General features: G+C 67.4%; 20 protein-coding genes. 7 read left to right on the top strand and 13 right to left on the bottom strand.

Going from position 1 to position 18037, the window contains the following annotated elements; translation table 11 throughout:
* Positions 1 to 35 precede the first annotated feature (35 nt).
* From DYS74_RS09445 to DYS74_RS09415, 7 genes are all read right to left on the bottom strand, one after another.
* Entirely contained in the window at positions 36 to 1016 is a 981-nt protein-coding gene (locus DYS74_RS09445; RefSeq protein WP_121533180.1) for an ABC transporter substrate-binding protein, read from the bottom strand.
* 47 nt (positions 1017 to 1063) lie between these two features.
* Positions 1064 to 1912 carry an ABC transporter permease gene (locus DYS74_RS09440; RefSeq protein ID WP_121533178.1) on the bottom strand — a complete coding sequence of 283 codons (849 nt, stop codon included), beginning with the start codon at positions 1910 to 1912 and terminating at the stop codon, positions 1064 to 1066.
* Entirely contained in the window at positions 1909 to 2772 is an 864-nt protein-coding gene (locus tag DYS74_RS09435; RefSeq protein ID WP_121533176.1) for an ABC transporter permease, read from the bottom strand. The genes DYS74_RS09440 and DYS74_RS09435 overlap by 4 nt, the downstream gene beginning before the upstream one ends.
* A 9-nt stretch (positions 2773 to 2781) precedes the next feature.
* Positions 2782 to 3318 carry a hypothetical protein gene (locus DYS74_RS09430; RefSeq protein WP_147435485.1) on the bottom strand — a complete coding sequence of 179 codons (537 nt, stop codon included), beginning with the start codon at positions 3316 to 3318 and terminating at the stop codon, positions 2782 to 2784.
* Entirely contained in the window at positions 3308 to 4096 is a 789-nt protein-coding gene (locus DYS74_RS09425) for an ABC transporter ATP-binding protein (protein WP_121533172.1), read from the bottom strand. Before DYS74_RS09425 ends, DYS74_RS09430 begins: the two co-directional genes overlap by 11 nt.
* The gene (hydA, locus tag DYS74_RS09420) at positions 4096 to 5550 is read right to left on the bottom strand and encodes a dihydropyrimidinase (RefSeq protein ID WP_121533170.1); all 1455 of its coding nucleotides are present in this window, start codon (positions 5548 to 5550) and stop codon (positions 4096 to 4098) included. The genes DYS74_RS09425 and hydA overlap by 1 nt, the downstream gene beginning before the upstream one ends.
* A gap of 80 nt (positions 5551 to 5630) precedes the next feature.
* On the bottom strand, positions 5631 to 6881 hold the full coding sequence (locus DYS74_RS09415; protein ID WP_121533168.1) for a Zn-dependent hydrolase: 1251 nt from the start codon (positions 6879 to 6881) through the stop codon (positions 5631 to 5633).
* Positions 6882 to 7083: 202 nt separating this feature from the next.
* Here DYS74_RS09415 and DYS74_RS09410 point away from each other — a divergent pair, with 202 nt between their 5' ends.
* The 4 genes from DYS74_RS09410 to DYS74_RS09395 all read left to right on the top strand — a co-directional run bounded on the left by DYS74_RS09410 (position 7084) and on the right by DYS74_RS09395 (position 9847).
* A complete protein-coding gene (locus DYS74_RS09410) occupies positions 7084 to 7665 on the top strand; it encodes a TetR/AcrR family transcriptional regulator (RefSeq protein ID WP_121533166.1) in 582 nt (193 codons plus the stop codon).
* A 150-nt stretch (positions 7666 to 7815) separates the two neighbouring features.
* Entirely contained in the window at positions 7816 to 8388 is a 573-nt protein-coding gene (locus DYS74_RS09405) for a DoxX family protein (protein ID WP_121533164.1), read from the top strand.
* A 142-nt stretch (positions 8389 to 8530) separates the two neighbouring features.
* Positions 8531 to 9142 (top strand): TetR family transcriptional regulator C-terminal domain-containing protein, encoded by a 612-nt coding sequence (locus DYS74_RS09400; protein WP_121533369.1) that lies wholly within the window; start codon positions 8531 to 8533, stop codon positions 9140 to 9142.
* 105 nt (positions 9143 to 9247) lie between these two features.
* Positions 9248 to 9847: a hypothetical protein gene (locus tag DYS74_RS09395; RefSeq protein ID WP_147435484.1), complete on the top strand. Its 600-nt coding sequence runs from the start codon at positions 9248 to 9250 to the stop codon at positions 9845 to 9847.
* Between the two features lie 6 nt (positions 9848 to 9853).
* On the opposite strand, the gene preA is transcribed toward DYS74_RS09395, so the two are convergent.
* Positions 9854 to 11173, bottom strand: a complete 1320-nt coding sequence (gene preA, locus DYS74_RS09390) for an NAD-dependent dihydropyrimidine dehydrogenase subunit PreA (protein WP_121533160.1) — start codon at positions 11171 to 11173, stop codon at positions 9854 to 9856.
* Positions 11174 to 11176: 3 nt separating this feature from the next.
* Positions 11177 to 12514 carry an NAD(P)-dependent oxidoreductase gene (locus DYS74_RS09385; protein WP_121533158.1) on the bottom strand — a complete coding sequence of 446 codons (1338 nt, stop codon included), beginning with the start codon at positions 12512 to 12514 and terminating at the stop codon, positions 11177 to 11179.
* A gap of 291 nt (positions 12515 to 12805) precedes the next feature.
* Here DYS74_RS09385 and accB point away from each other — a divergent pair, with 291 nt between their 5' ends.
* The 3 genes from accB to aat all read left to right on the top strand — a co-directional run bounded on the left by accB (position 12806) and on the right by aat (position 15408).
* Complete coding sequence (gene accB / locus DYS74_RS09380) at positions 12806 to 13297, top strand: acetyl-CoA carboxylase biotin carboxyl carrier protein (protein WP_121533156.1); 492 nt, start codon at positions 12806 to 12808, stop codon at positions 13295 to 13297.
* Between the two features lie 10 nt (positions 13298 to 13307).
* Positions 13308 to 14654 (top strand): acetyl-CoA carboxylase biotin carboxylase subunit, encoded by a 1347-nt coding sequence (gene accC / locus DYS74_RS09375; RefSeq protein ID WP_121533154.1) that lies wholly within the window; start codon positions 13308 to 13310, stop codon positions 14652 to 14654.
* 115 nt (positions 14655 to 14769) lie between these two features.
* Positions 14770 to 15408: a leucyl/phenylalanyl-tRNA--protein transferase gene (gene aat, locus DYS74_RS09370; protein ID WP_121533152.1), complete on the top strand. Its 639-nt coding sequence runs from the start codon at positions 14770 to 14772 to the stop codon at positions 15406 to 15408.
* Here the strand turns inward: aat and DYS74_RS09365 are convergent.
* The 4 genes from DYS74_RS09365 to clpX all read right to left on the bottom strand — a co-directional run bounded on the left by DYS74_RS09365 (position 15372) and on the right by clpX (position 18027).
* Entirely contained in the window at positions 15372 to 15749 is a 378-nt protein-coding gene (locus DYS74_RS09365; protein ID WP_121533150.1) for a DUF2155 domain-containing protein, read from the bottom strand. The two genes, aat and DYS74_RS09365, sit on opposite strands and share 37 nt — an antisense overlap.
* Positions 15746 to 16246, bottom strand: a complete 501-nt coding sequence (mlaD, locus tag DYS74_RS09360) for an outer membrane lipid asymmetry maintenance protein MlaD (RefSeq protein WP_121533148.1) — start codon at positions 16244 to 16246, stop codon at positions 15746 to 15748. Before mlaD ends, DYS74_RS09365 begins: the two co-directional genes overlap by 4 nt.
* 36 nt (positions 16247 to 16282) lie before the next feature.
* The gene (locus DYS74_RS09355; protein ID WP_121533146.1) at positions 16283 to 16663 is read right to left on the bottom strand and encodes an NADH:ubiquinone oxidoreductase subunit NDUFA12; all 381 of its coding nucleotides are present in this window, start codon (positions 16661 to 16663) and stop codon (positions 16283 to 16285) included.
* Between the two features lie 95 nt (positions 16664 to 16758).
* The gene (gene clpX, locus DYS74_RS09350; protein ID WP_121533144.1) at positions 16759 to 18027 is read right to left on the bottom strand and encodes an ATP-dependent Clp protease ATP-binding subunit ClpX; all 1269 of its coding nucleotides are present in this window, start codon (positions 18025 to 18027) and stop codon (positions 16759 to 16761) included.
* Positions 18028 to 18037: the final 10 nt, after the last annotated feature.

Here is an 18037-nt window from a genome sequence, read left to right as displayed (position 1 = left end):
CCCCGAAGGGCGCCCCAGATCCGCGCGGGCCGTGCTTACTTCAGCGCCGCGTCGGTGATGTCGAGCGTATAGGCCCCTTCCGGCGCCTTCGAGATGACCGGGTCCGAGCCGCCGGCCAGCAGGATCTTCACCGTGCGTTCGTAGTCCGCCGGATCGAGCGCGCCGTTCGAGCCCATGGTGAGCTTGGCGATCTCGCCCATCATCCGCTTCTGGTGCTTTTCGGTCTGCGCGCCCGACTCGTCGTTCTCGAGCACGATCCCGGCCGCCTCGTCGGGGTGCGCCTCGGCGTATTTCCAGCCCTTCATCGAGGCGCGGACGAACTTGACCATCTTCTCCTTGAAGGCCGGGTCGCTGAGCTTGTCTTCCATGACGTAAAGCCCGTCCTCGAGCGTGGCGACGCCCTCGTCCTCGTACTTGAAGGTGACGAGATCCTCGGGCGCGATGCCCGCATCGATCACCTGCCAGTATTCGTTATAGGTCATCGTCGAGATGCAGGCCGCCTGTTTTTGCAGCAGCGGATCGACGTTGAAGCCCTGCTTGAGCACCTTCACGCCCTCGGCCGAACCGTCGGTCGGGATGCCGAGCGTCGCCATCCAGCTCAGGAACGGGTATTCGTTGCCGCCGAACCAGACGCCGAGCGTCTTGCCCTTGAAGTCCTCGGGCCCCTTGATCCCGGTTTCCTTGAGGCAGGTCAGCATCATGCCCGAATGCTTGAAGGGCTGGGCGATGTTGACAAGCGCCAGCCCCTTCTCGCGCGCGGCAAGCGCCGAGGGCATCCAGTCGACGGTGACATCGGCGCCGCCGCCGGCCATCACCTGGGTCGGCGAGATATCCGGGCCGCCCGGCATGATGTCGACGTCGAGCCCCTCTTCCTTGTAGAAGCCCTTGTCCTTGGCCACGTAATAGCCCGCGAACTGGGCCTGGGTGACCCATTTCAGCTGCAGCTTGACCTCTTCGGCCGACACGCCCCCCGCCATCAGGGCCAGCGCCGCCGCACCGATCAGAAATTTCTTCATCGTCGTCTCCACAGTTGACCCCGGGTGTTTCCCCGGTGTTGAAAAACTCATTTCGCGCGCTGCGAGGGGTGCCAGAAGGTCACCACCTTCTCGATCAGCACCATCATCCCGAAGAAGCCCGACCCGGCGAGGGCCGCCACCGCAATCTCCGACCAGACGAGCGGCATATCAAGCTGCCCCACCGCGGTCGAAATGCGGAAGCCCATGCCCCGCGTCGGGCTGCCGAAAAATTCGGCAACGATCGCGCCGATCAGCGCCAGCGTGGTGGCGATCTTCAGCCCGTTGAACAGGAAGGGCATCGCCGCCGGCAGGCGCATCTTCAGAAGGCTCTGCCGGTAGGTGGCGGAATAGGTCTGCATCAGGTCGCGCTGCAGCGCATCGGTGGCGGCAAGCCCCGCGACCATGTTCACCAGCACCGGGAAGAACACCATCACCACCACGACTGCCGCCTTCGACTGCCAGTCGAAACCGAACCACATCACCAGGATCGGCGCAATGCCGACGATCGGCAGGGCGGCGACGAAATTGCCCACCGGCAGCAGACCGCGCTGCAGGAAGGGCGAGCGGTCGACGACAATCGCCACCAGCACCGCCGCGCCGCAGCCGATGACATAGCCCGCCAGCGCCCCCTTCAGGATGGTCTGGGCGAAATCGCCCCAGAGCAGCCCGGTGCTTTCGGCAAAGCGCGCCGCGATCATCGAGGGTGGCGGCAGGATCACCGGGCTGACCCCCAGCCCGATCACCATCCCCTGCCACAGCACCAGCAGGGTGATGCCGAACAGCACCGGCACGAAGATCCGCGCCCAGCGATGCCCCCCCCAGCGGTTGGCAATGGTCACGTTCAGCGCCGAGGTCGCGATCCAGAAGGCGAGTGCCGCCCAGCCCTGCCAGCTCATCGTGCCATCCCCATGCGTTTGAGCGTCACCGCCTCGATCGCGCCGACCACGGCGACGAGCGCCGCCGCCAGCAGCGCCGCGGCGAAAAGCGCGGCCCAGATCTGCACCGTCTGGCCGTAATAGCTGCCCGAGAGCAGCCGCGCGCCCAGACCCGCCGTCGCGCCCGCCGGCAGCTCGGCCACGATCGTGCCGACCAGCGCCGCCGCGACCCCCACCTTCAGCGAGGCGAAGAGATAGGGCATCGAGGACGGCAGCCGCAGCTTCCACAGCACCGCCGCGCGCGGCGTGTTGTAGGTGCGCAAGAGGTCAAGCTGCATCCCGTCGGGCGCGCGCAGCCCCTTCACCATGCCGACAAGGATCGGGAAGAAGCTGAGATAGGCCGCGATGATCGCCTTCGGCACCAGCCCCTTGATGCCGAGCGAGGCGAGCACCACGATCACCATCGGCGCGATCGCCAGGATCGGGATGGTCTGGCTGGCGATCGCCCAGGGCATCACCGACATGTCCATGGCGCGGCTGTGCACGATGCCGATGGCCAGGATCAGCCCCGCCGCCGTGCCCAGCACGAAGCCCGCCATCGTCGCCGAGAGCGTGACCCAGCCGTGATAGACGAGCGAGCGTTTCGAGGTGATCTTCTGCCCCGCGACGCCGTCCCACAGCCCGGCCAGCACCTGATGCGGCGCGGGCAGGACCGGGCGCTCCTGCGCCATGGTCTCCGAGATCAGCTGTGCGGTCGTCACCTCGGTGCCCGCCCGCGCCGCCTGGTCATAGACCCATTTCGAATTCAGCCAGACCGCCGCGCCATACCACAGCACGACAATGGCGGCGACAACGGTCAGGATCGGCAGAATGGTCTTCATCGCCCGGCCTCAGTCCTCAAGTCGATAGGTCGGCGCAAGGGTGATGCCCTCGCCCGTTCCGGTATCGGTGACACGCACCACCACCGCCGCGGTGCCGGCAGGATCGCCCGCCGTGTTGCGGAAGCGGAAATCAAGATCGAGCGGCCGGAACCGGCCGGTGCCCGCCGCAAGGCGCCCCGCGTAACACGGCACCGTGTCGCTGCCAGGCGCGGCCCGCCCGTCGGCGTCGTAAAACGAGATCGCGCAGCTCAGGGCCAGCGGCCGGTCGGCGGCACCGGGCTGCACGAAGGCATCAAGACCCAACCGCAGCACCGCGCCACGCCGGGCATGATCGACCGGCCGGCCCTCCGCGTCGCGGATCTGCGCGCGAACGGACAGCGTATCGTCGATCTTCGTCCAGACCTCGGGCCGGGGCGCATGGGTGCCCAGCCCATAGGCATCGACCAGGGTCTCGGCCCCGGCGGGCGCGGCAAGCGCCATCACCGCCGCCAGCGCGACGGAGCAGCTCCGGGGCCAGGTCCGGGGGCGGTGCGGTTCAGACCTCATAGGCATGCCCTGCCCGCAGCCCCTCGCGCACGCGATGCGCAATCTCGAGGAATTCGCGGCTGTCGCGGATCTCGAGCGGCCGCTCGCCGCGCGGCAACGGGCTGTCGATGACGTCGGTGATCCGGCCCGGACGCGGGCTCATCACCACGATCTTCGTCGACAGATAGACCGCCTCGGGGATCGAATGGGTGACGAAGCCGATGGTCTTGCCGGTGCGCGACCAGAGCTTGAGCAGTTCCTCGTTCAGCCGGTCGCGCACGATCTCATCGAGCGCGCCGAAGGGTTCGTCCATCAACAGGATCTCGGCGTCAAAAGCGAGCGCGCGCGCGATCGAGGCGCGCTGCTGCATGCCGCCCGAGAGCTGCCAGGGGAACTTCTTGCCAAAGCCCTTGAGGTCGACCAGCTCGAGCACCTTCTCGACCCGCGCCTCCTGATCGGGCTTCGGATAGCCCATGATCTCCAGCGGCAGACGGATGTTTCCGGCGATGGTGCGCCACGGATACAGCCCCGCCGCCTGGAACACATAGCCATAGCTGCGTTCGCGGCGCGCGTCGTCGGCGCTCATGCCGCGCACCTTCAGCGTGCCGCCGGTCGGCGTTTCCAGCGCCGCGATGCAGCGCAGGAAGGTGGTCTTGCCGCAGCCCGAGGGTCCGATGAAGGAGACGAACTCCCCCTTCGCGACCTCGAGGTTCACATCGCGCAGCGCCTGCACGGGGCCGTCGTTCGTCTGGAAGACGAGATCGACGCCCCGCGCCTCGATGATCGGGATCGCCGCCATCACACCCCCGAAGCCGGAATGCCGGCACGCGCGACCGGGCGCGGCGCGGTCAGCTCCTTCCAGGTCGAGAGCGCGCGGTTGACCGAGCCGTTCGGCTCGCGCGCCACGAACTCGCCATGGCCCTCGGGCGCCAGCACCTTGCCGTCGGCATAGGCGAGCATCCCTCGCGACAGCGTGTAGCGCGGCAGGCCGTTCACCTCGATGCCCTCGAAAACGTTGTATTCGATCGCCGATTGCTGGGTCTTGGCAGAGATCACCTTCGACGCCTTCGGGTCCCAGACCACGAGATCGGCGTCCGAGCCGACCAGCACCGCGCCCTTCTTCGGATAGCAGTTCAGGATCTTGGCGATATTGGTCGAGGTCACGGCGACGAATTCGTTCATCGTGATCCGACCGGTGTTCACGCCCTTCTCCCACAGCACCGGCATCCGGTCCTCGAGGCCTCCGGTGCCGTTCGGGATCTTGGTGAAATCGCCGACGCCATAGCGCTTCTGCTCGACGGTGAAGGCGCAATGGTCGGTGGCGACACAGCTCAGCGTGCCGGACGCGAGCCCGGCCCAGAGGCTGTCCTGATGCTTCTTGTTGCGGAAGGGCGGCGACATCACCCGGCCCGCGGCGTGATCCCAGTCGGGGTTCGCATATTCGCTCTCGTCAAGCGTCAGATGCTGGATCAGCGGCTCGCCCCAGACCCGCTTGCCGTTCATCTTGGCGCGACGGATCGCCTCGTGCGCCTCCTCGCAGGAGGTGTGCACGACGTAAAGCGGCACCCCCGCCATGTCGGCGATCATGATCGCGCGGTTCGTCGCCTCGCCCTCGACCTGGGAGGGGCGCGAATAGGCATGCGCCTCGGGCCCGGTGTTGCCCTCGGCCAAAAGCTTCGCCGACATCTCGGCGACGATATCGCCGTTCTCGGCATGCACGAGCGGGATCGCCCCGAGCTCGGCACAGCGCTTGAACGAGGCGAAGAGCTCGTCGTCATTCACCATCAGCGAGCCCTTGTAGGCCATGAAATGCTTGAAGGTGTTGATGCCGAGGCCGACGACCTCCTTCATCTCCTCGAAGACCTGCTCGCCCCACCAGGTCACCGCCATGTGGAAGGAATAGTCACAGCGCGCCCGCGCCGACTTGTTGTGCCAGGCCTTGTAGGCGTCGAGCAGGCTCTGCCCCGGCGCCGGCACCGCAAAATCGACGACCATCGTCGTGCCGCCCGCCAGCGCCGCACGCGTGCCATAGTCGAAATCATCGGCCGAGAAGGTCCCCATGAAGGGGAATTCCAGGTGGGTGTGCGGGTCGATGCCGCCGGGCATGACATAGCAGCCCTCGGCCTCGAGCACCTCGTCGCCCGCCAGATCCGGCCCGATCCCGATGATCTTGCCGCCCTCGATCAGCACGTCCGCCTTGTAGGTCAGATCGGCGGTGACGACGGTTCCGTTCTTGATGACTGTGGTGGTCATGAATAGCTCCCTGAAAGCCGTTGCTTTCATCTTGGCCCAAATACCTCGGGGGTCCGGGGGCGGCGCCCCCGGCCGTTTTCTCAGGCGACGACTTCCGCCGTCTCGAGCACCGCATGCAGCAGCACATCCGCGCCGGCGGCGGCCCAGTCGGAGCTGATCTCCTCGGCCTCGTTGTGGCTCAGACCATCGACGCAGGGGCACATGATCATCGTGGTCGGCGCCACCTTGGCGGCCCAGCAGGCATCGTGGCCGGCCCCCGAGACGATGTCCATGTGGCTGTAGCCAAGCTTTTCCGCCGCGGCGCGGACCCGGCCCACCAGCTCGGGGGTGAAGGTCACCGGGTCGAAATGGCCCACCGCCTCGACCGCACAGCCGACGCCCAGCTCGGCGCAGATCGCCGCGGCGCGGGTCTCGATCGCGGCGCGCATGGCGTCGAGCTTTTCCTGATCGACGGTGCGGATGTCGACGGTGAAGACCACCGTGCCGGGCAGGACGTTGCGCGAATTCGGCGAGAAGGTCACCTGCCCGACGCCGCCCACGGCGTTCGGCTGGGCGGCCATCGTCACCTCCTGCACCATCTCGAAGATCCGCGCCATCGCGAGGCCCGCGTTCACCCGCATCGCCATCGGGGTCGAGCCGGTATGCGCCTCCTTGCCGGTCAGGGTGAACTCGAGCCACCACAGCCCCTGGCAATGGGTGACGACGCCGATCGTCTTCTCCTCGGCCTCGAGGATCGGGCCCTGTTCGATGTGATATTCGAAATAGGCGTGCATCTTGCGCGCGCCGACCTCTTCGCCGCCCTTCCAGCCGATGCGCTCGAGCTCGGCGCCATAGGTCTTGCCCTCGAGATCCTTGCGGCCATAGGCGTAGTCGAGCGTATGCACGCCCGCGAAGACGCCCGAGGCGAGCATCGCCGGGGCAAAGCGCGCCCCCTCCTCGTTCGCCCAGTTCGTCAGCACGATCGGATGCTTCGTCTTGATCCCCAGATCGTTCATCGTGCGCAGCGTCTCGAGCCCGGCCAGAACGCCCAGCACGCCGTCATACTTGCCGCCCGTCGGCTGGGTGTCGAGATGCGAGCCGATATAGACCGGAAGCGCGTCGGGCTCGGTGCCCTCGCGGCGCATGAACATCGTGCCCATCTTGTCGACGCCCATCGTCAGGCCCGCGGCCTCGCACCAACTCTGGAACAGCGCGCGGCCCTCGGCGTCGGCGTCGGTCAGGGTCTGGCGGTTGTTGCCGCCGGCCACGCCGGGGCCGATCTTCGCCATCTCCATCAGGCTGTCCCACAGGCGTGCGGAATTGATGCGGAGGTTTTCTCCGGGTGCAGACATCTTGCGAACTCCCTGTCGACTGCGGGGCGTCTTGCCCTCTTGCGACGAATCTTTTTCTGACCGTATGGTCAGGTTGAGGGAGCCACGTCCTGACCATCCGGTCAACAAGATTTCCGCCGCAGGGGGCGCCGTGAACGAAACGACAGCATCCGGACGCCCAAAAAATGGGCGCCGCACCGCGAACCGCAAGGCGAACGAGGAAATGATCCTGAAGGCGGCCGAGACCGTCTTCGCCGAAGCGGGCTTCGGCGGCGCGACGATGCAGCTGATCGCCGACATGGCGGGGCTGCCGAAGGCCAACCTGCATTACTATTTCGCCACCAAGGAGGCGCTCTATCGCGCCGTGGTCGAGCGCATCTTCCGGATCTGGCTGACCGCGGCGAATGTGATGGACGATGCCGCGGGCCCGGCCGAGGGCATCGGCGCCTATATCGACGCCAAACTCGAGATCTCGCGCCGGCATGCGAACGGCTCGAAGGTCTGGGCATCGGAGGTGATGCATGGCGCGCCGGTGATCCAGGACTATCTGGAGACCACGCTGCGCGACTGGACGGCGGGGCGCGCGGCGGTGATCCGGCGCTGGATCGCCGAGGGCAAGATGGCCGAGGTGAACCCCGAGCACCTGCTGTACATGCTCTGGGCCTCGACCCAGCATTACGCCGATTTCGGTCACCAGATCGAGGTGCTGAACGGCGGCCCGCTGAGCGAAGCGGACTGGACCGCGGCCAAGGCCTCGGTCAAGGAGATCATCCTGCGCGGCATCGGCGCCCTGCCGCCGTCCTGACCCAGCCGAAGCCATGATCTGGATCAAGTGAAATCAGATACTTCTGAGCGGCGCAGCACAGGATCTGCGCCGCCGCGTGCCTAGTGTGCGCGCCGCGTCGATGGCACAGTCCGGCTGTCAGAAAACTGGACACGTGTCATGGAGGCACAAATGGCTGACCTCTTCCCCCTCTCCCGCGAACGGCTGGTTCTGCCCTTCCTCGCCCCGTTCTATGCCGGCATCGCCGAACCCGCCGGCTGGGCGGTGTTCCGCATCGTGATCGGCGGCACGCTGATCTACGAGGGCTGGCCGAAGATCGTGGCGCCCCTCGCCCAGTCGGGCTTCGTCGAGGCGCTCGGCTTTCACCCGGGCTGGCTCTTCTCGCCGCTGCTCGCCGCGATGCAGTTCTTCGGCGGCATGCTGATCGCCGTCGGGCTGCTGACCCGCCCGATCGCGCTCGCGAATGCGGTGATGCTGCTGATCACGCTGTGGTTCCACTACACCCACCCCTATGGCGAGGCCTTCCTCACGGCCGAGGGCATCGCCTATCTCAGGGACAATGCCGGGCTGCTGACCGATGCCGGCGCGGCGCGGCTGCTCAAGGACGGCGGCGCGGCCTTCCTCGAGCAGGTGCAGGAAAAGGCCTATCTCGCCTCGCTGTTCTGGGCGGCCGGCGCGGCGCTGATCGCGGCGTTTGGCGGCGGCGCCTGGTCGATCGACCGCAAGCTCGGGCGCGAGTTCTGATCCCGCCCGCCGGTTTCAGCACCGTTCAGGACCGGAGGCCCCCGCCTCCGGTCCTTGGCTTTGCCGCGGCAGACCCGATGCGTTGAACCCCCCGGCGTCCTGAAGTATACCGCGAGGATCCGGAGGAGAGAACTTGGCCGAGATCACGCCCCAGCGTCCGCGCACCCGCATTCAGCGCCGCAACATCGAGACGATCCTCGAGGCCGCGCTCGAAGTGTTCTCGGCGCAGGGCTTCCGTGGCGCGACGCTCGACCAGATCGCCCAGGCGGCGGGGCTGTCGAAGCCGAACCTACTCTACTACTTCCCCTCGAAGGAGGCGATCCATGTCGAGCTGCTGAGCGGACTGCTCGATGTCTGGCTGGCGCCGCTGCGGGCGATGGACCCGGCGGGCGAGCCCAGGGCCGAGATCATGGCCTACATGCACCGCAAGCTCGAGATGAGCCGCGAGATGCCGCGCGAAAGCCGCCTCTTCGCCAACGAGGTGCTGCAGGGCGCGCCGCGGATGAGCGCGCTTCTGGGCAGCGAGCTGAAGGAGCTTGTCGACGAGAAGGCCGCGGTGATCCGCGCCTGGTCCGAGGCAGGCCGCATCGCCCCCGTCGATCCCTATCACCTGATCTTCTCGATCTGGGCGCTGACCCAGCATTACGCCGATTTCGACGTGCAGGTGCGCGCCGTGCTCGGCCCCGGGCGCGACCCGCTCGACGAGGCCGGCCGCTTCCTCGACACCCTGTTCGAGCGGCTGCTCGCCCCCTGAGCGCCCCGTTAACTCATTCGTAGAATTTACCGCCCCGGATTTACGCTTGGATAACCCCGGCGGAGCACAGTGAGTCTGTGGGGGAATTGGGCGAGGAGATTTGGAATGGACCGGATTTCCGGAATGCTGCCCCAGATCGGCTGGTCGCCGCAGCTGGTTCCGGCAGCACCGAAGGCCGCCCCCGCCACGACGGTCGAGGCGGCCAGCATCACCGCCGACACCGCGGGCGGGATGAGCGCGAATGTCGACACCGGCAATGGCAGGGAGTTTCTGGCGCAGCTGCGGCTGCTGTCGCGGCAGGCCGGCGCGGACACGCCCGGGGGCGACGACAGCGAGACCGGGCGCGCCGGCGCCCCCGCCATCGTGCCACGGATCGAGGCCGCGCCGGACCCCGACGCGCCGACAGGGCCGCCCCCGGCCTTCGAGGTCACGCCACTCGAGGCACAGGCGGCCGCGCTGCGCGCCGGCCCCGGCCGGCTGCAGGCCGAGGATATCGCCGCCGGGGCAAGCCCGGGCGAGGACGTCGCTGCCGCCGGAGAGGTGCAGGCCGATCCGACGCGGGCCGCCGTCGCGCTGACGCAGGCGACCGGCGCCGCCGCACCGTCAGACGAGCGCCCCGCGGTCGTGCCGCAGGGCGCCTGGCCGCTCGGGGCCGAGGTCAGGGGCGCCGCCACGCCGGGGCCGAGCCTCGACGTGACGCGCTGATCGCGGTCACTCCGCGGCGGTGATGCCGCAGGTGTAGTTCGACGACCCCGGGTTGTTCGGATGGGTCGTCCAGTTCGCATAGGGCGCAACCTTGCGCCCGGTGCGCGGGTCCACCGTGCCAAGCGGCAGGGTCTTCATGCTGATGCAATCGACCGGACAGACATCGACGCAGAGGTTGCAGGCGACGCATTCCTCGTCCTTCACGGTGAAGGTGCGATCCTCGCCCATGGCGATCGCCTGGTGCGAGGTGTCCTCGCAGGCGGCATAGCAGCGCCCGCACTTGATGCAGTCCTCCTGGTCGATCACCGCCTTGGTGACGTGGTTCAGGTTCAGGTGCTGCCATTCCGAGAAATTCGGCACCGCGCGCCCGACGATCTCCTCGACCGAGGTGAAGCCCTTCCTGTCCATGTAGTCCGACAGGCCCGAGATCATCTCCTGCACCACCTTGAAGCCATAGGTCATCGCCGCGGTGCAGACCTGCACGTTGCCCGCCCCCATCGCCAGGAACTCGGCCGCGTCGCGCCAGGTAGTGACGCCGCCGATGCCCGAGATCGGCAGGCCGCGGGTTTCGGCATAGCGCGCGATCTCGCCCACCATGTTCAGCGCGATCGGCTTCACCGCCGGGCCGCAATAGCCGCCATGCGTGCCCTTGCCGTCGATCATCGGCTCGGGGCAGAAATCGTCGAGATTGACCGAGGTCACCGATTTCACCGTGTTGATCAGGCTGACCGCATCCGCCCCGCCGCGCTTGGCGGCGAGCGCCGGCGGCAGGATCGAGGTCACGTTGGGCGTCAGCTTCACGATGCAGGGCATGCGCGAATATTGCTTCACCCAGCGGGTCACCATCTCGATGTATTCGGGCACCTGCCCCACCGCCGAGCCCATGCCGCGCTCGGCCATGCCATGCGGGCAGCCGAAGTTCAGCTCGACCCCGTCGGCGCCGGTGTCCTCGACATGGGCGAGGATCGCCTTCCAGCTCTCCTCGTCGCAGGGCACCATCAGCGACACGACGAGCGCCCGGTCGGGATAGTCGCGCTTGACCGACTTGATCTCGCGCAGGTTGACCTCGAGCGGGCGGTCGGTGATCAGCTCGATGTTGTTGATCCCCATCACCCGCCGGTCGCCGCCATAGATCACGCCATAGCGCGGCCCCGAGACGTTGACGACGGGCGGCCCCTCGGCGCCGAGGGTCTTCCACACGACGCCGCCCCAGCCCGCCTCATAGGCGCGGCGGACGTTGTATTCCTTGTCGGTCGGCGGCGCCGAGGCGAGCCAGAACGGGTTCGGCGACTTGATGCCGATGAAGTTGCTGCGCAGGTCCGCCATCTGTCAGGCCCCCATCAGGAAAGAGTGGATGTCTTCGGCCGCATCGCGCCCCTGCGCGACGGCATTCACCGTCAGGTCCTCGCCCGCGGGCGCGCAGTCGCCGCCCGCCCAGACCCGCGCAAGACTCGTGCGCCCTGCCCCGTCGGTGCCGATCTTCGGCCCGGCCGTCTTAACCCCCTCGGGCAGCGCGCCAAGCGTCTGGCCGATCGCCGAGAGCACCTGATCCGCCTTCAGCCGGAAGGTGTCGTCGAGCATCCGCAGCCCGGCGCCGCCGGTCTCGGTGCGCGCGAACTCGACCTCGAGCCCGCCCGCGACGGCATGGATCGCCACCGGCGCGGCGTTGCAGATGATCCGCACGCCATGCGTCGCGGCGTGCTCCTGCTCGTGCACCGAGGCCGGCATCTCGGCCTGCGCGCGGCGATAGACGATGGTCGAGGTCTCGGCGCCCAGAAGCTTTGCCTGCACCGCCGCATCGACCGCGGTCATGCCGCCGCCGATCACCACCACCTTGCGCCCGACCGGCAGGGTGGCAAGGTCGTCGGCCTGCCGCAGCGCCGCGATGAACTCGGTCGCCGGCGTCGCAAGCTCGCCCCCCGGCAGGCTCAGCGCGTTCACGCCCGACAACCCGATGCCCAGGAAGACGGCGTCGTGCCGGCCCAGAAGATCGTCGAGCGTGCCATCGCCCGCCCGGCCGAGCGCCCAGTTCGTCACCACCTCGATGCCGCCCACCTGCAACAGCCAGGCGACCTCGCGCGCGGCGAAATCCTCGGGCGCCTTGTAGGCGGCGATGCCGTATTCATCGAGCCCGCCCAGCTTCGGCTTTGCCTCGTAGATCGTCACCTTGTGGCCCTTGAGCGCAAGACGGTGCGCACAGGCAAGCCCCGCGGGCCCGCCGCCCACCACCGCGACCGAGTGCCCGGTGGGGGCGCCGGCGGTGAAGGGATGGCCCTGCTTCTCCAGCAGCGTATCGGTGGCAAAGCGCTGCAGCAGGCCGATCTCGACCGGCTTGCCCTCGGCCTCCATCCGCACGCAGGCGCCCTCGCACAGGGTCTCGGTCGGGCAGACGCGGGCGCACATGCCGCCGAGGATGTTTTGCGAGAAGATCGTCTTCGCCGCCGCCTCGGGCGTGCCGGTCGCGATCTGCCGGATGAAGAGCGGAATGTCGATCGTCGTCGGGCAGGCCGTGGCGCAGGGCGCGTCATGGCAGAAATAGCACCGATCCGCCGCCACCGCGGCCGCATGGGCGGTGAGCGGCGGCGCGACATCCTGGAAATTCGCCGCATAGCGCTCGGGCGAAAGCCGCCCGGGCGCGACCCCGGGCGTGAACTGGCTGTTGGTCACCTTGGACCTCCCTGGCTTTGTTATTGTCCCCACGCTTGCACGGGCAAAAATTTTATCAAGTGGTAAAATACGCCGCGCCGCCGCATCCGGGCGCATTTGCCCGCGCGCAAGGCAGCCGGCGCGTCATCGCCGAAAAAAAGGGCGAAATCGCCCGGCTCCGGCCTGCCGCCGCGTCAGTCGTTCGCGCTTTCCTCCCCGGCCCGGCTGGCGTATAAGGCGGTCCTGATACCGGGGCGCCCGGCACCAAACGACCGGGCCGACCAGAACCTGACAGCATCCTTTGAGGACGGCATGACCAAACAATCCCATGAAAACGACGTGGCTTTCATTCAGGCGCTCGCCGAGCTCCTGAACAGCAACGACCTCACCGAAATCTCGGTTGTGCGGGAATACGGCGAGGATGACAGCCTCGAAGTGCGCGTGGTGAAGCAGGCGACGGTGATCGCCGCGGCCCCCGCCCCCGTCTACGCGGCCCCCGCCGCCGCGCCGGTTGCGGTTGCAGCCCCCGCCGCCCCCGCCGCCGTGGCCGATGCCGATCCGGCCTCGCTGCCTGGCGCCGTGACCTCGCCGATGGTCGGCACCGCCTATCTGGCGCCGGAACCTGGCGCCAATGCCTTCGTCAAGGTCGGCGACACGGTCAAGGAAGGCCAGACCCTGCTGATCGTCGAGGCGATGAAGACGATGAACCACATCCCGGCGCCGCATTCGGGCACGGTCAAGCGCATCCTCGTCGACGACGGCACGCCGGTCGAATACGGCTCGGCGCTGATGATCGTCGAGTGAGGGCATGCCCATGTTCGACAAGATCCTGATCGCCAACCGGGGCGAGATCGCCCTGCGGGTGATCCGCGCCTGCCGCGAGATGGGGATCGCCTCGGTCGCGGTGCACTCGACCGCAGACGCCGACGCCATGCATGTGCGCATGGCCGACGAAAGCGTCTGCATCGGGCCGCCGCCGTCCTCCGAGAGCTATCTCTCGATCCCGGCGATCGTCGCCGCCTGCGAGATCACCGGCGCCCAGGCGATCCACCCGGGCTATGGCTTCCTTTCGGAAAACGCGAACTTCGTGCAGGTGCTCGAGGATCACGGCATCACCTTCATCGGCCCCTCGGCGGAACATATCCGCATCATGGGCGACAAGATCACCGCCAAGGAAACCGCGAAGAAGCTGGGCATCCCGGTGGTTCCGGGCTCGGCCGGTGGCGTGCATGACGTCGACGAGGCCAAGCGCACCGCGGCCGAGATCGGCTATCCGGTGATCATCAAGGCCACCGCCGGCGGCGGCGGGCGTGGCATGAAGGTCGCCGAGACCGAGGCCGACCTCGAGATCGCCTTCCGCACCGCGCGTTCCGAGGCCAAGGCCGCCTTCGGCAATGACGAGGTCTACATGGAGAAATATCTCCAGAAGCCGCGTCACATCGAGATCCAGGTCTTCGGCGACGGCAAGGGCCGCGCCGTGCATCTGGGCGAGCGCGACTGCTCGCTGCAGCGCCGCCACCAGAAGGTGCTGGAAGAGGCCCCCGGCCCCATCATCACCCCCGAGCAGCGCACCAAGATCGGCAAGATCTGCGCCGACGCGATGGCGCAACTCGGCTACTCCGGCGCCGGCACGATCGAGTTCCTGTTCGAGGACGGCGAGTTCTACTTCATCGAGATGAACACCCGCCTGCAGGTGGAACATCCGGTGACCGAGGCGATCTTCGGCGTCGATCTCGTGCGCGAACAGATCCGCGTCGCAGCCGGCGAGAAGATGGAATTCCGTCAGGAAGACCTGAAGATCCGCGGCGCCGCGATCGAGGTCCGGATCAACGCCGAGCGGATGCCGAACTTCGCCCCCTGCCCCGGCCGCATCACCCAGTATCACGCCCCGGGCGGTCTGGGCGTGCGCGTCGACTCGGCACTCTATGACGGCTACAAGATCCCGCCCTATTACGACAGCCTGATCGGCAAGCTGATCGTGCACGGGCGTGACCGGCAGGAGGCGTTGGCGCGTCTCAGCCGCGCGCTGAGCGAGCTGATCGTCGATGGCGTCGACACCACGGTGCCGCTGTTCACCGCGCTGCTGCAGGAGCCCGACATCCTGAAGGGCGACTACTCGATCCACTGGCTCGAGAAGTGGCTGAAGAAGACCTACGGCTGAGCGATCCGCCAAAGACCATGAGACGCCCCCGCAAGGGGGCGTTTTTCTTTGCGCGAACCCGTTTGAACCCGCCCCGATTCCGGCCCATTGTGCAGGGGCAACGCGGGGGGATGCGATGGCGCAGGAACTGACGGCAGGAATGCTGCTTTCGGGCTATGCCCGGGGCATCTTCCCGATGGCGCAAAGCCGCGACGATCCGGAGCTGTTCTGGTTCGAGCCCCGCGCCCGCGGCATCCTGCCGCTCGACGGTTTCCACGTCTCGCGCTCGCTTGCCCGCACGATCCGCCGCGGCGGCTTCGAGATCCGCATCGACACCGCCTTTCGTGCGGTGGTCGAGGCCTGCGCGGCGCGCGAGGAAACCTGGATCAACGCCCCGCTCTTCACCCTCTACGACGCGCTCTTCGCGATGGGGTATGCGCATTCGCTCGAGGTCTGGCGCGGCGAGGCGCTGGTCGGCGGCGTGTTCGGGGTGACGCTGGGCGGTGCCTTCTTCGGCGAGAGCATGTTCTCGCGCGTGCCCGATGCCTCGAAGGTGGCGCTGACCTACACCGTCGACCGGCTGCGGCAGAGCGGGTTTTCCCTCTTCGACACGCAATATCTGACGCCGCATCTGGCAAGCCTGGGTGGGGTCGAGATCCCCCGGCTCGAGTATCGCCGCCGGCTGGCCGAGGCGCTGAGCCACACTGCGGATTTCACCGCCGTGCCGGTGCCCGATGCTCAGTCGGTCTTGCAGCGCATGACCCAGACGTCATAGCGCTGGTGGTCGAGCGCCGAAAGCGCCGGGCTGTCGGCGATCATCCAGCCCTCGAAGACCGGCTGCGCGGCATTCGGATCGGTGATGACGAGATAGGCATAGGCGTTCGACGAGGGGTCATCCGCCGGATAGCGGCATTCCTTCAGCGTCACCTTGAGATGGCCGAAATCGACGGTCTGGCCGACCGACAGCACGATGTCCGACGAGGTCGCCGAGACCTTGTCGAGCCCGCGCAGCACCGCGCCATTCGCTTCGGCCAACCCGTCGGCCGCATCCTGCGCAACGGCCGCCGTCGCGCCAAGCGCAAGGGCCAGCACCGCGGCGCGCAGGGGCGCGATCATTGCACGGCCCCGGGATCGGCGCCGGCATCGGTGCCGGTCGCGTCCTTGGGTTTGTCCGCGCCACCGCCGACGAATTTCATCAGCAGGCCAAGCGTCGAAACCGCGCCCTGGGTATCGAGGATCTCGTCGCCCGGGGCGAAATTGTCGACGCTGCCGCCCGGGAGGATCTCGATGAACGAACCGCCCATCAGCCCTTCCGAGGCCACGATGATCTGCGAATCGTCGGGCAGCTCGACGCCCTTGTTGATCGCCACAGTGGTGTCGGCAAAGAAGGTCTTGGTGTCGAGCCGGATGTCGGTGACGGTGCCGATCTTGACGCCTGCCATGCGCACGTCGGTGCCCGGCGTCACGCCCTCGACCGAGCGGAAGGAGGCATGCAGCGGATAGCTGCCCGCGGCGGTGCCGAAGCTGTGCCCCTTGCCGGCCCAGAACAGGAAACCGACGGCGACGGCCAGAACGACCGCCCCGGTCAGCACTTCAACGCGATTCTCGCTCATGATCTCTCCCGCAGGGATGCCCGACCGGGCCCGGCCTCATTCGGCCGGCTGCCAGGCCTCGTAATCGCGCCGCTCGACCGGCGCGTCGCGGCGAATCGAGCCCGCCGGAACATAGGCCGCGTCGGTGCCGGTGCGGTTCGCCAGATGCGGCAGCTCCCACGGCTTGTGCGCGACGGCGACCTTGGTCGGCGGCTCGTCCCAGGTGAAGTGGATCCAGCCATGCCATTCCGGCGGAATCCGGCTCGCCTCGATCTCGCCGTTGTAGATCACCCAGCGGCGCTTGCCGTCGGCCGTCTGGTAATAGACGTTGCCTTCCGCGTCCTCGCCCACCTTCACGCCCTTGCGGGCCGTGAACAGCCGGATCCCCGAGGTCTGGGACCGGTTCCACCAGGTAAAAATGCGAAGCAGAAAGTTCATGCCATCCTCCGCGGGCTTTTGCCCGTTTATAGCCAGTTGCGCGGCAAGGTCCAGAGCCGCTTGCGAAAAGGGCGGGCCTTTGCCCGCCCCTGCGCTCAGCCGGCGCTCTTCGGCTCTTTCTTCGCGTTTTCCGCGTAGATCAGCAGCGGTTTCGCCTCGGCGGTCTCGACCGCCTCCTCGTTCACCACGACCTCCTGCACGCCGGTCATGCCCGGCAGTTCGAACATCGTGTCGAGTAGGATGTCTTCCATGATCGAGCGCAGCCCGCGCGCGCCGGTCTTGCGCTTGATCGCGCGCTTGGCGATGGCGCTCAGCGCATCCGGGGTGAAGCTCAGCTTCACGCCCTCGATGTCGAAGAGCCGCTGATACTGCTTCACCAGCGCGTTCTTCGGCTCGGTCAGGATGGTGACCAGCGCCTCTTCATCGAGATCCTCGAGCGTGGCGATCACCGGCAGACGGCCGACGAATTCCGGGATCAGGCCGAACTTCAGCAGATCCTCGGGTTCCAGCTCCTTGAAGAGCTCGCCCGCCGAGCGCTCGTCGGGGCCCTTGACCGCGGCGCCGAAGCCCATGGCCGAACCCTTGCCGCGCTGCGCGATGATCCGGTCGAGGCCGGCAAAGGCGCCGCCGCAGATGAACAGGATGTTCGTCGTGTCGACCTGCAGGAATTCCTGCTGCGGGTGCTTGCGCCCGCCCTGCGGCGGCACGGAGGCGACGGTGCCTTCCATGATCTTCAGGAGCGCCTGCTGCACGCCCTCGCCCGAGACGTCGCGGGTGATCGAGGGGTTGTCCGACTTGCGGGTGATCTTGTCGACCTCGTCGATGTAGACGATGCCGCGCTGCGCCCGCTCGACGTTGTATTCGCTGGCCTGCAGCAGCTTCAGGATGATGTTCTCGACATCCTCGCCGACATAGCCGGCCTCCGTCAGCGTCGTCGCATCGGCCATGGTAAAGGGCACATCGAGGATGCGCGCCAGCGTCTGCGCCAGCAGCGTCTTGCCGCAGCCGGTCGGGCCGATCAGCAGGATGTTCGACTTCGACAGCTCGATGTCGGACTTCGCGCTGTTGTTCAGCCGCTTGTAATGGTTGTGCACCGCGACCGAGAGCACGCGCTTGGCATGCATCTGACCGATCACGTAATCGTCGAGCACCTTGCAGATGTCGCGCGGCGTGGGCACCCCGTCGGTCGACTTGAGCCCCGAGCTCTTCGTCTCCTCGCGGATGATGTCCATGCACAGCTCGACGCATTCGTCGCAGATGAACACGGTCGGGCCCGCGATCAGCTTGCGCACCTCGTGCTGGCTCTTGCCGCAGAACGAGCAATAGAGCGTGTTCTTGCTGTCGGAGCCGGAATTGTTCGCCATCGTCTTCCTC

This window comes from Paenirhodobacter hankyongi (genome assembly GCF_003664585.1).
In the GTDB taxonomy this organism is placed as follows: domain Bacteria; phylum Pseudomonadota; class Alphaproteobacteria; order Rhodobacterales; family Rhodobacteraceae; genus Rhodobacter; species Rhodobacter hankyongi.
The sequence above is the reverse complement of the archived record's forward strand: the minus strand, read 5'-3'. Positions and strand labels throughout refer to the sequence as shown.

Excerpts from the sequence above, each read along its gene's own strand:
- DYS74_RS09445 (WP_121533180.1), bottom strand. The coding sequence starts at position 1,016 with ATGAAGAAATTTCTGATCGGTGCGGCGGCGCTGGCCCTGATGGCGGGG.
- DYS74_RS09440 (WP_121533178.1), bottom strand. The coding sequence starts at position 1,912 with ATGAGCTGGCAGGGCTGGGCGGCACTCGCCTTCTGGATCGCGACCTCG.
- DYS74_RS09435 (WP_121533176.1), bottom strand. The coding sequence starts at position 2,772 with ATGAAGACCATTCTGCCGATCCTGACCGTTGTCGCCGCCATTGTCGTG.
- DYS74_RS09430 (WP_147435485.1), bottom strand. The coding sequence starts at position 3,318 with ATGAGGTCTGAACCGCACCGCCCCCGGACCTGGCCCCGGAGCTGCTCC.
- DYS74_RS09425 (WP_121533172.1), bottom strand. The coding sequence starts at position 4,096 with ATGGCGGCGATCCCGATCATCGAGGCGCGGGGCGTCGATCTCGTCTTC.
- hydA (WP_121533170.1), bottom strand. The coding sequence starts at position 5,550 with ATGACCACCACAGTCATCAAGAACGGAACCGTCGTCACCGCCGATCTG.
- DYS74_RS09415 (WP_121533168.1), bottom strand. The coding sequence starts at position 6,881 with ATGTCTGCACCCGGAGAAAACCTCCGCATCAATTCCGCACGCCTGTGG.
- DYS74_RS09410 (WP_121533166.1), top strand. The coding sequence starts at position 7,084 with ATGATCCTGAAGGCGGCCGAGACCGTCTTCGCCGAAGCGGGCTTCGGC.
- DYS74_RS09405 (WP_121533164.1), top strand. The coding sequence starts at position 7,816 with ATGGCTGACCTCTTCCCCCTCTCCCGCGAACGGCTGGTTCTGCCCTTC.
- DYS74_RS09395 (WP_147435484.1), top strand. The coding sequence starts at position 9,248 with ATGGACCGGATTTCCGGAATGCTGCCCCAGATCGGCTGGTCGCCGCAG.
- preA (WP_121533160.1), bottom strand. The coding sequence starts at position 11,173 with ATGGCGGACCTGCGCAGCAACTTCATCGGCATCAAGTCGCCGAACCCG.
- accB (WP_121533156.1), top strand. The coding sequence starts at position 12,806 with ATGACCAAACAATCCCATGAAAACGACGTGGCTTTCATTCAGGCGCTC.
- accC (WP_121533154.1), top strand. The coding sequence starts at position 13,308 with ATGTTCGACAAGATCCTGATCGCCAACCGGGGCGAGATCGCCCTGCGG.
- aat (WP_121533152.1), top strand. The coding sequence starts at position 14,770 with ATGGCGCAGGAACTGACGGCAGGAATGCTGCTTTCGGGCTATGCCCGG.
- DYS74_RS09365 (WP_121533150.1), bottom strand. The coding sequence starts at position 15,749 with ATGATCGCGCCCCTGCGCGCCGCGGTGCTGGCCCTTGCGCTTGGCGCG.
- mlaD (WP_121533148.1), bottom strand. The coding sequence starts at position 16,246 with ATGAGCGAGAATCGCGTTGAAGTGCTGACCGGGGCGGTCGTTCTGGCC.
- DYS74_RS09355 (WP_121533146.1), bottom strand. The coding sequence starts at position 16,663 with ATGAACTTTCTGCTTCGCATTTTTACCTGGTGGAACCGGTCCCAGACC.
- clpX (WP_121533144.1), bottom strand. The coding sequence starts at position 18,027 with ATGGCGAACAATTCCGGCTCCGACAGCAAGAACACGCTCTATTGCTCG.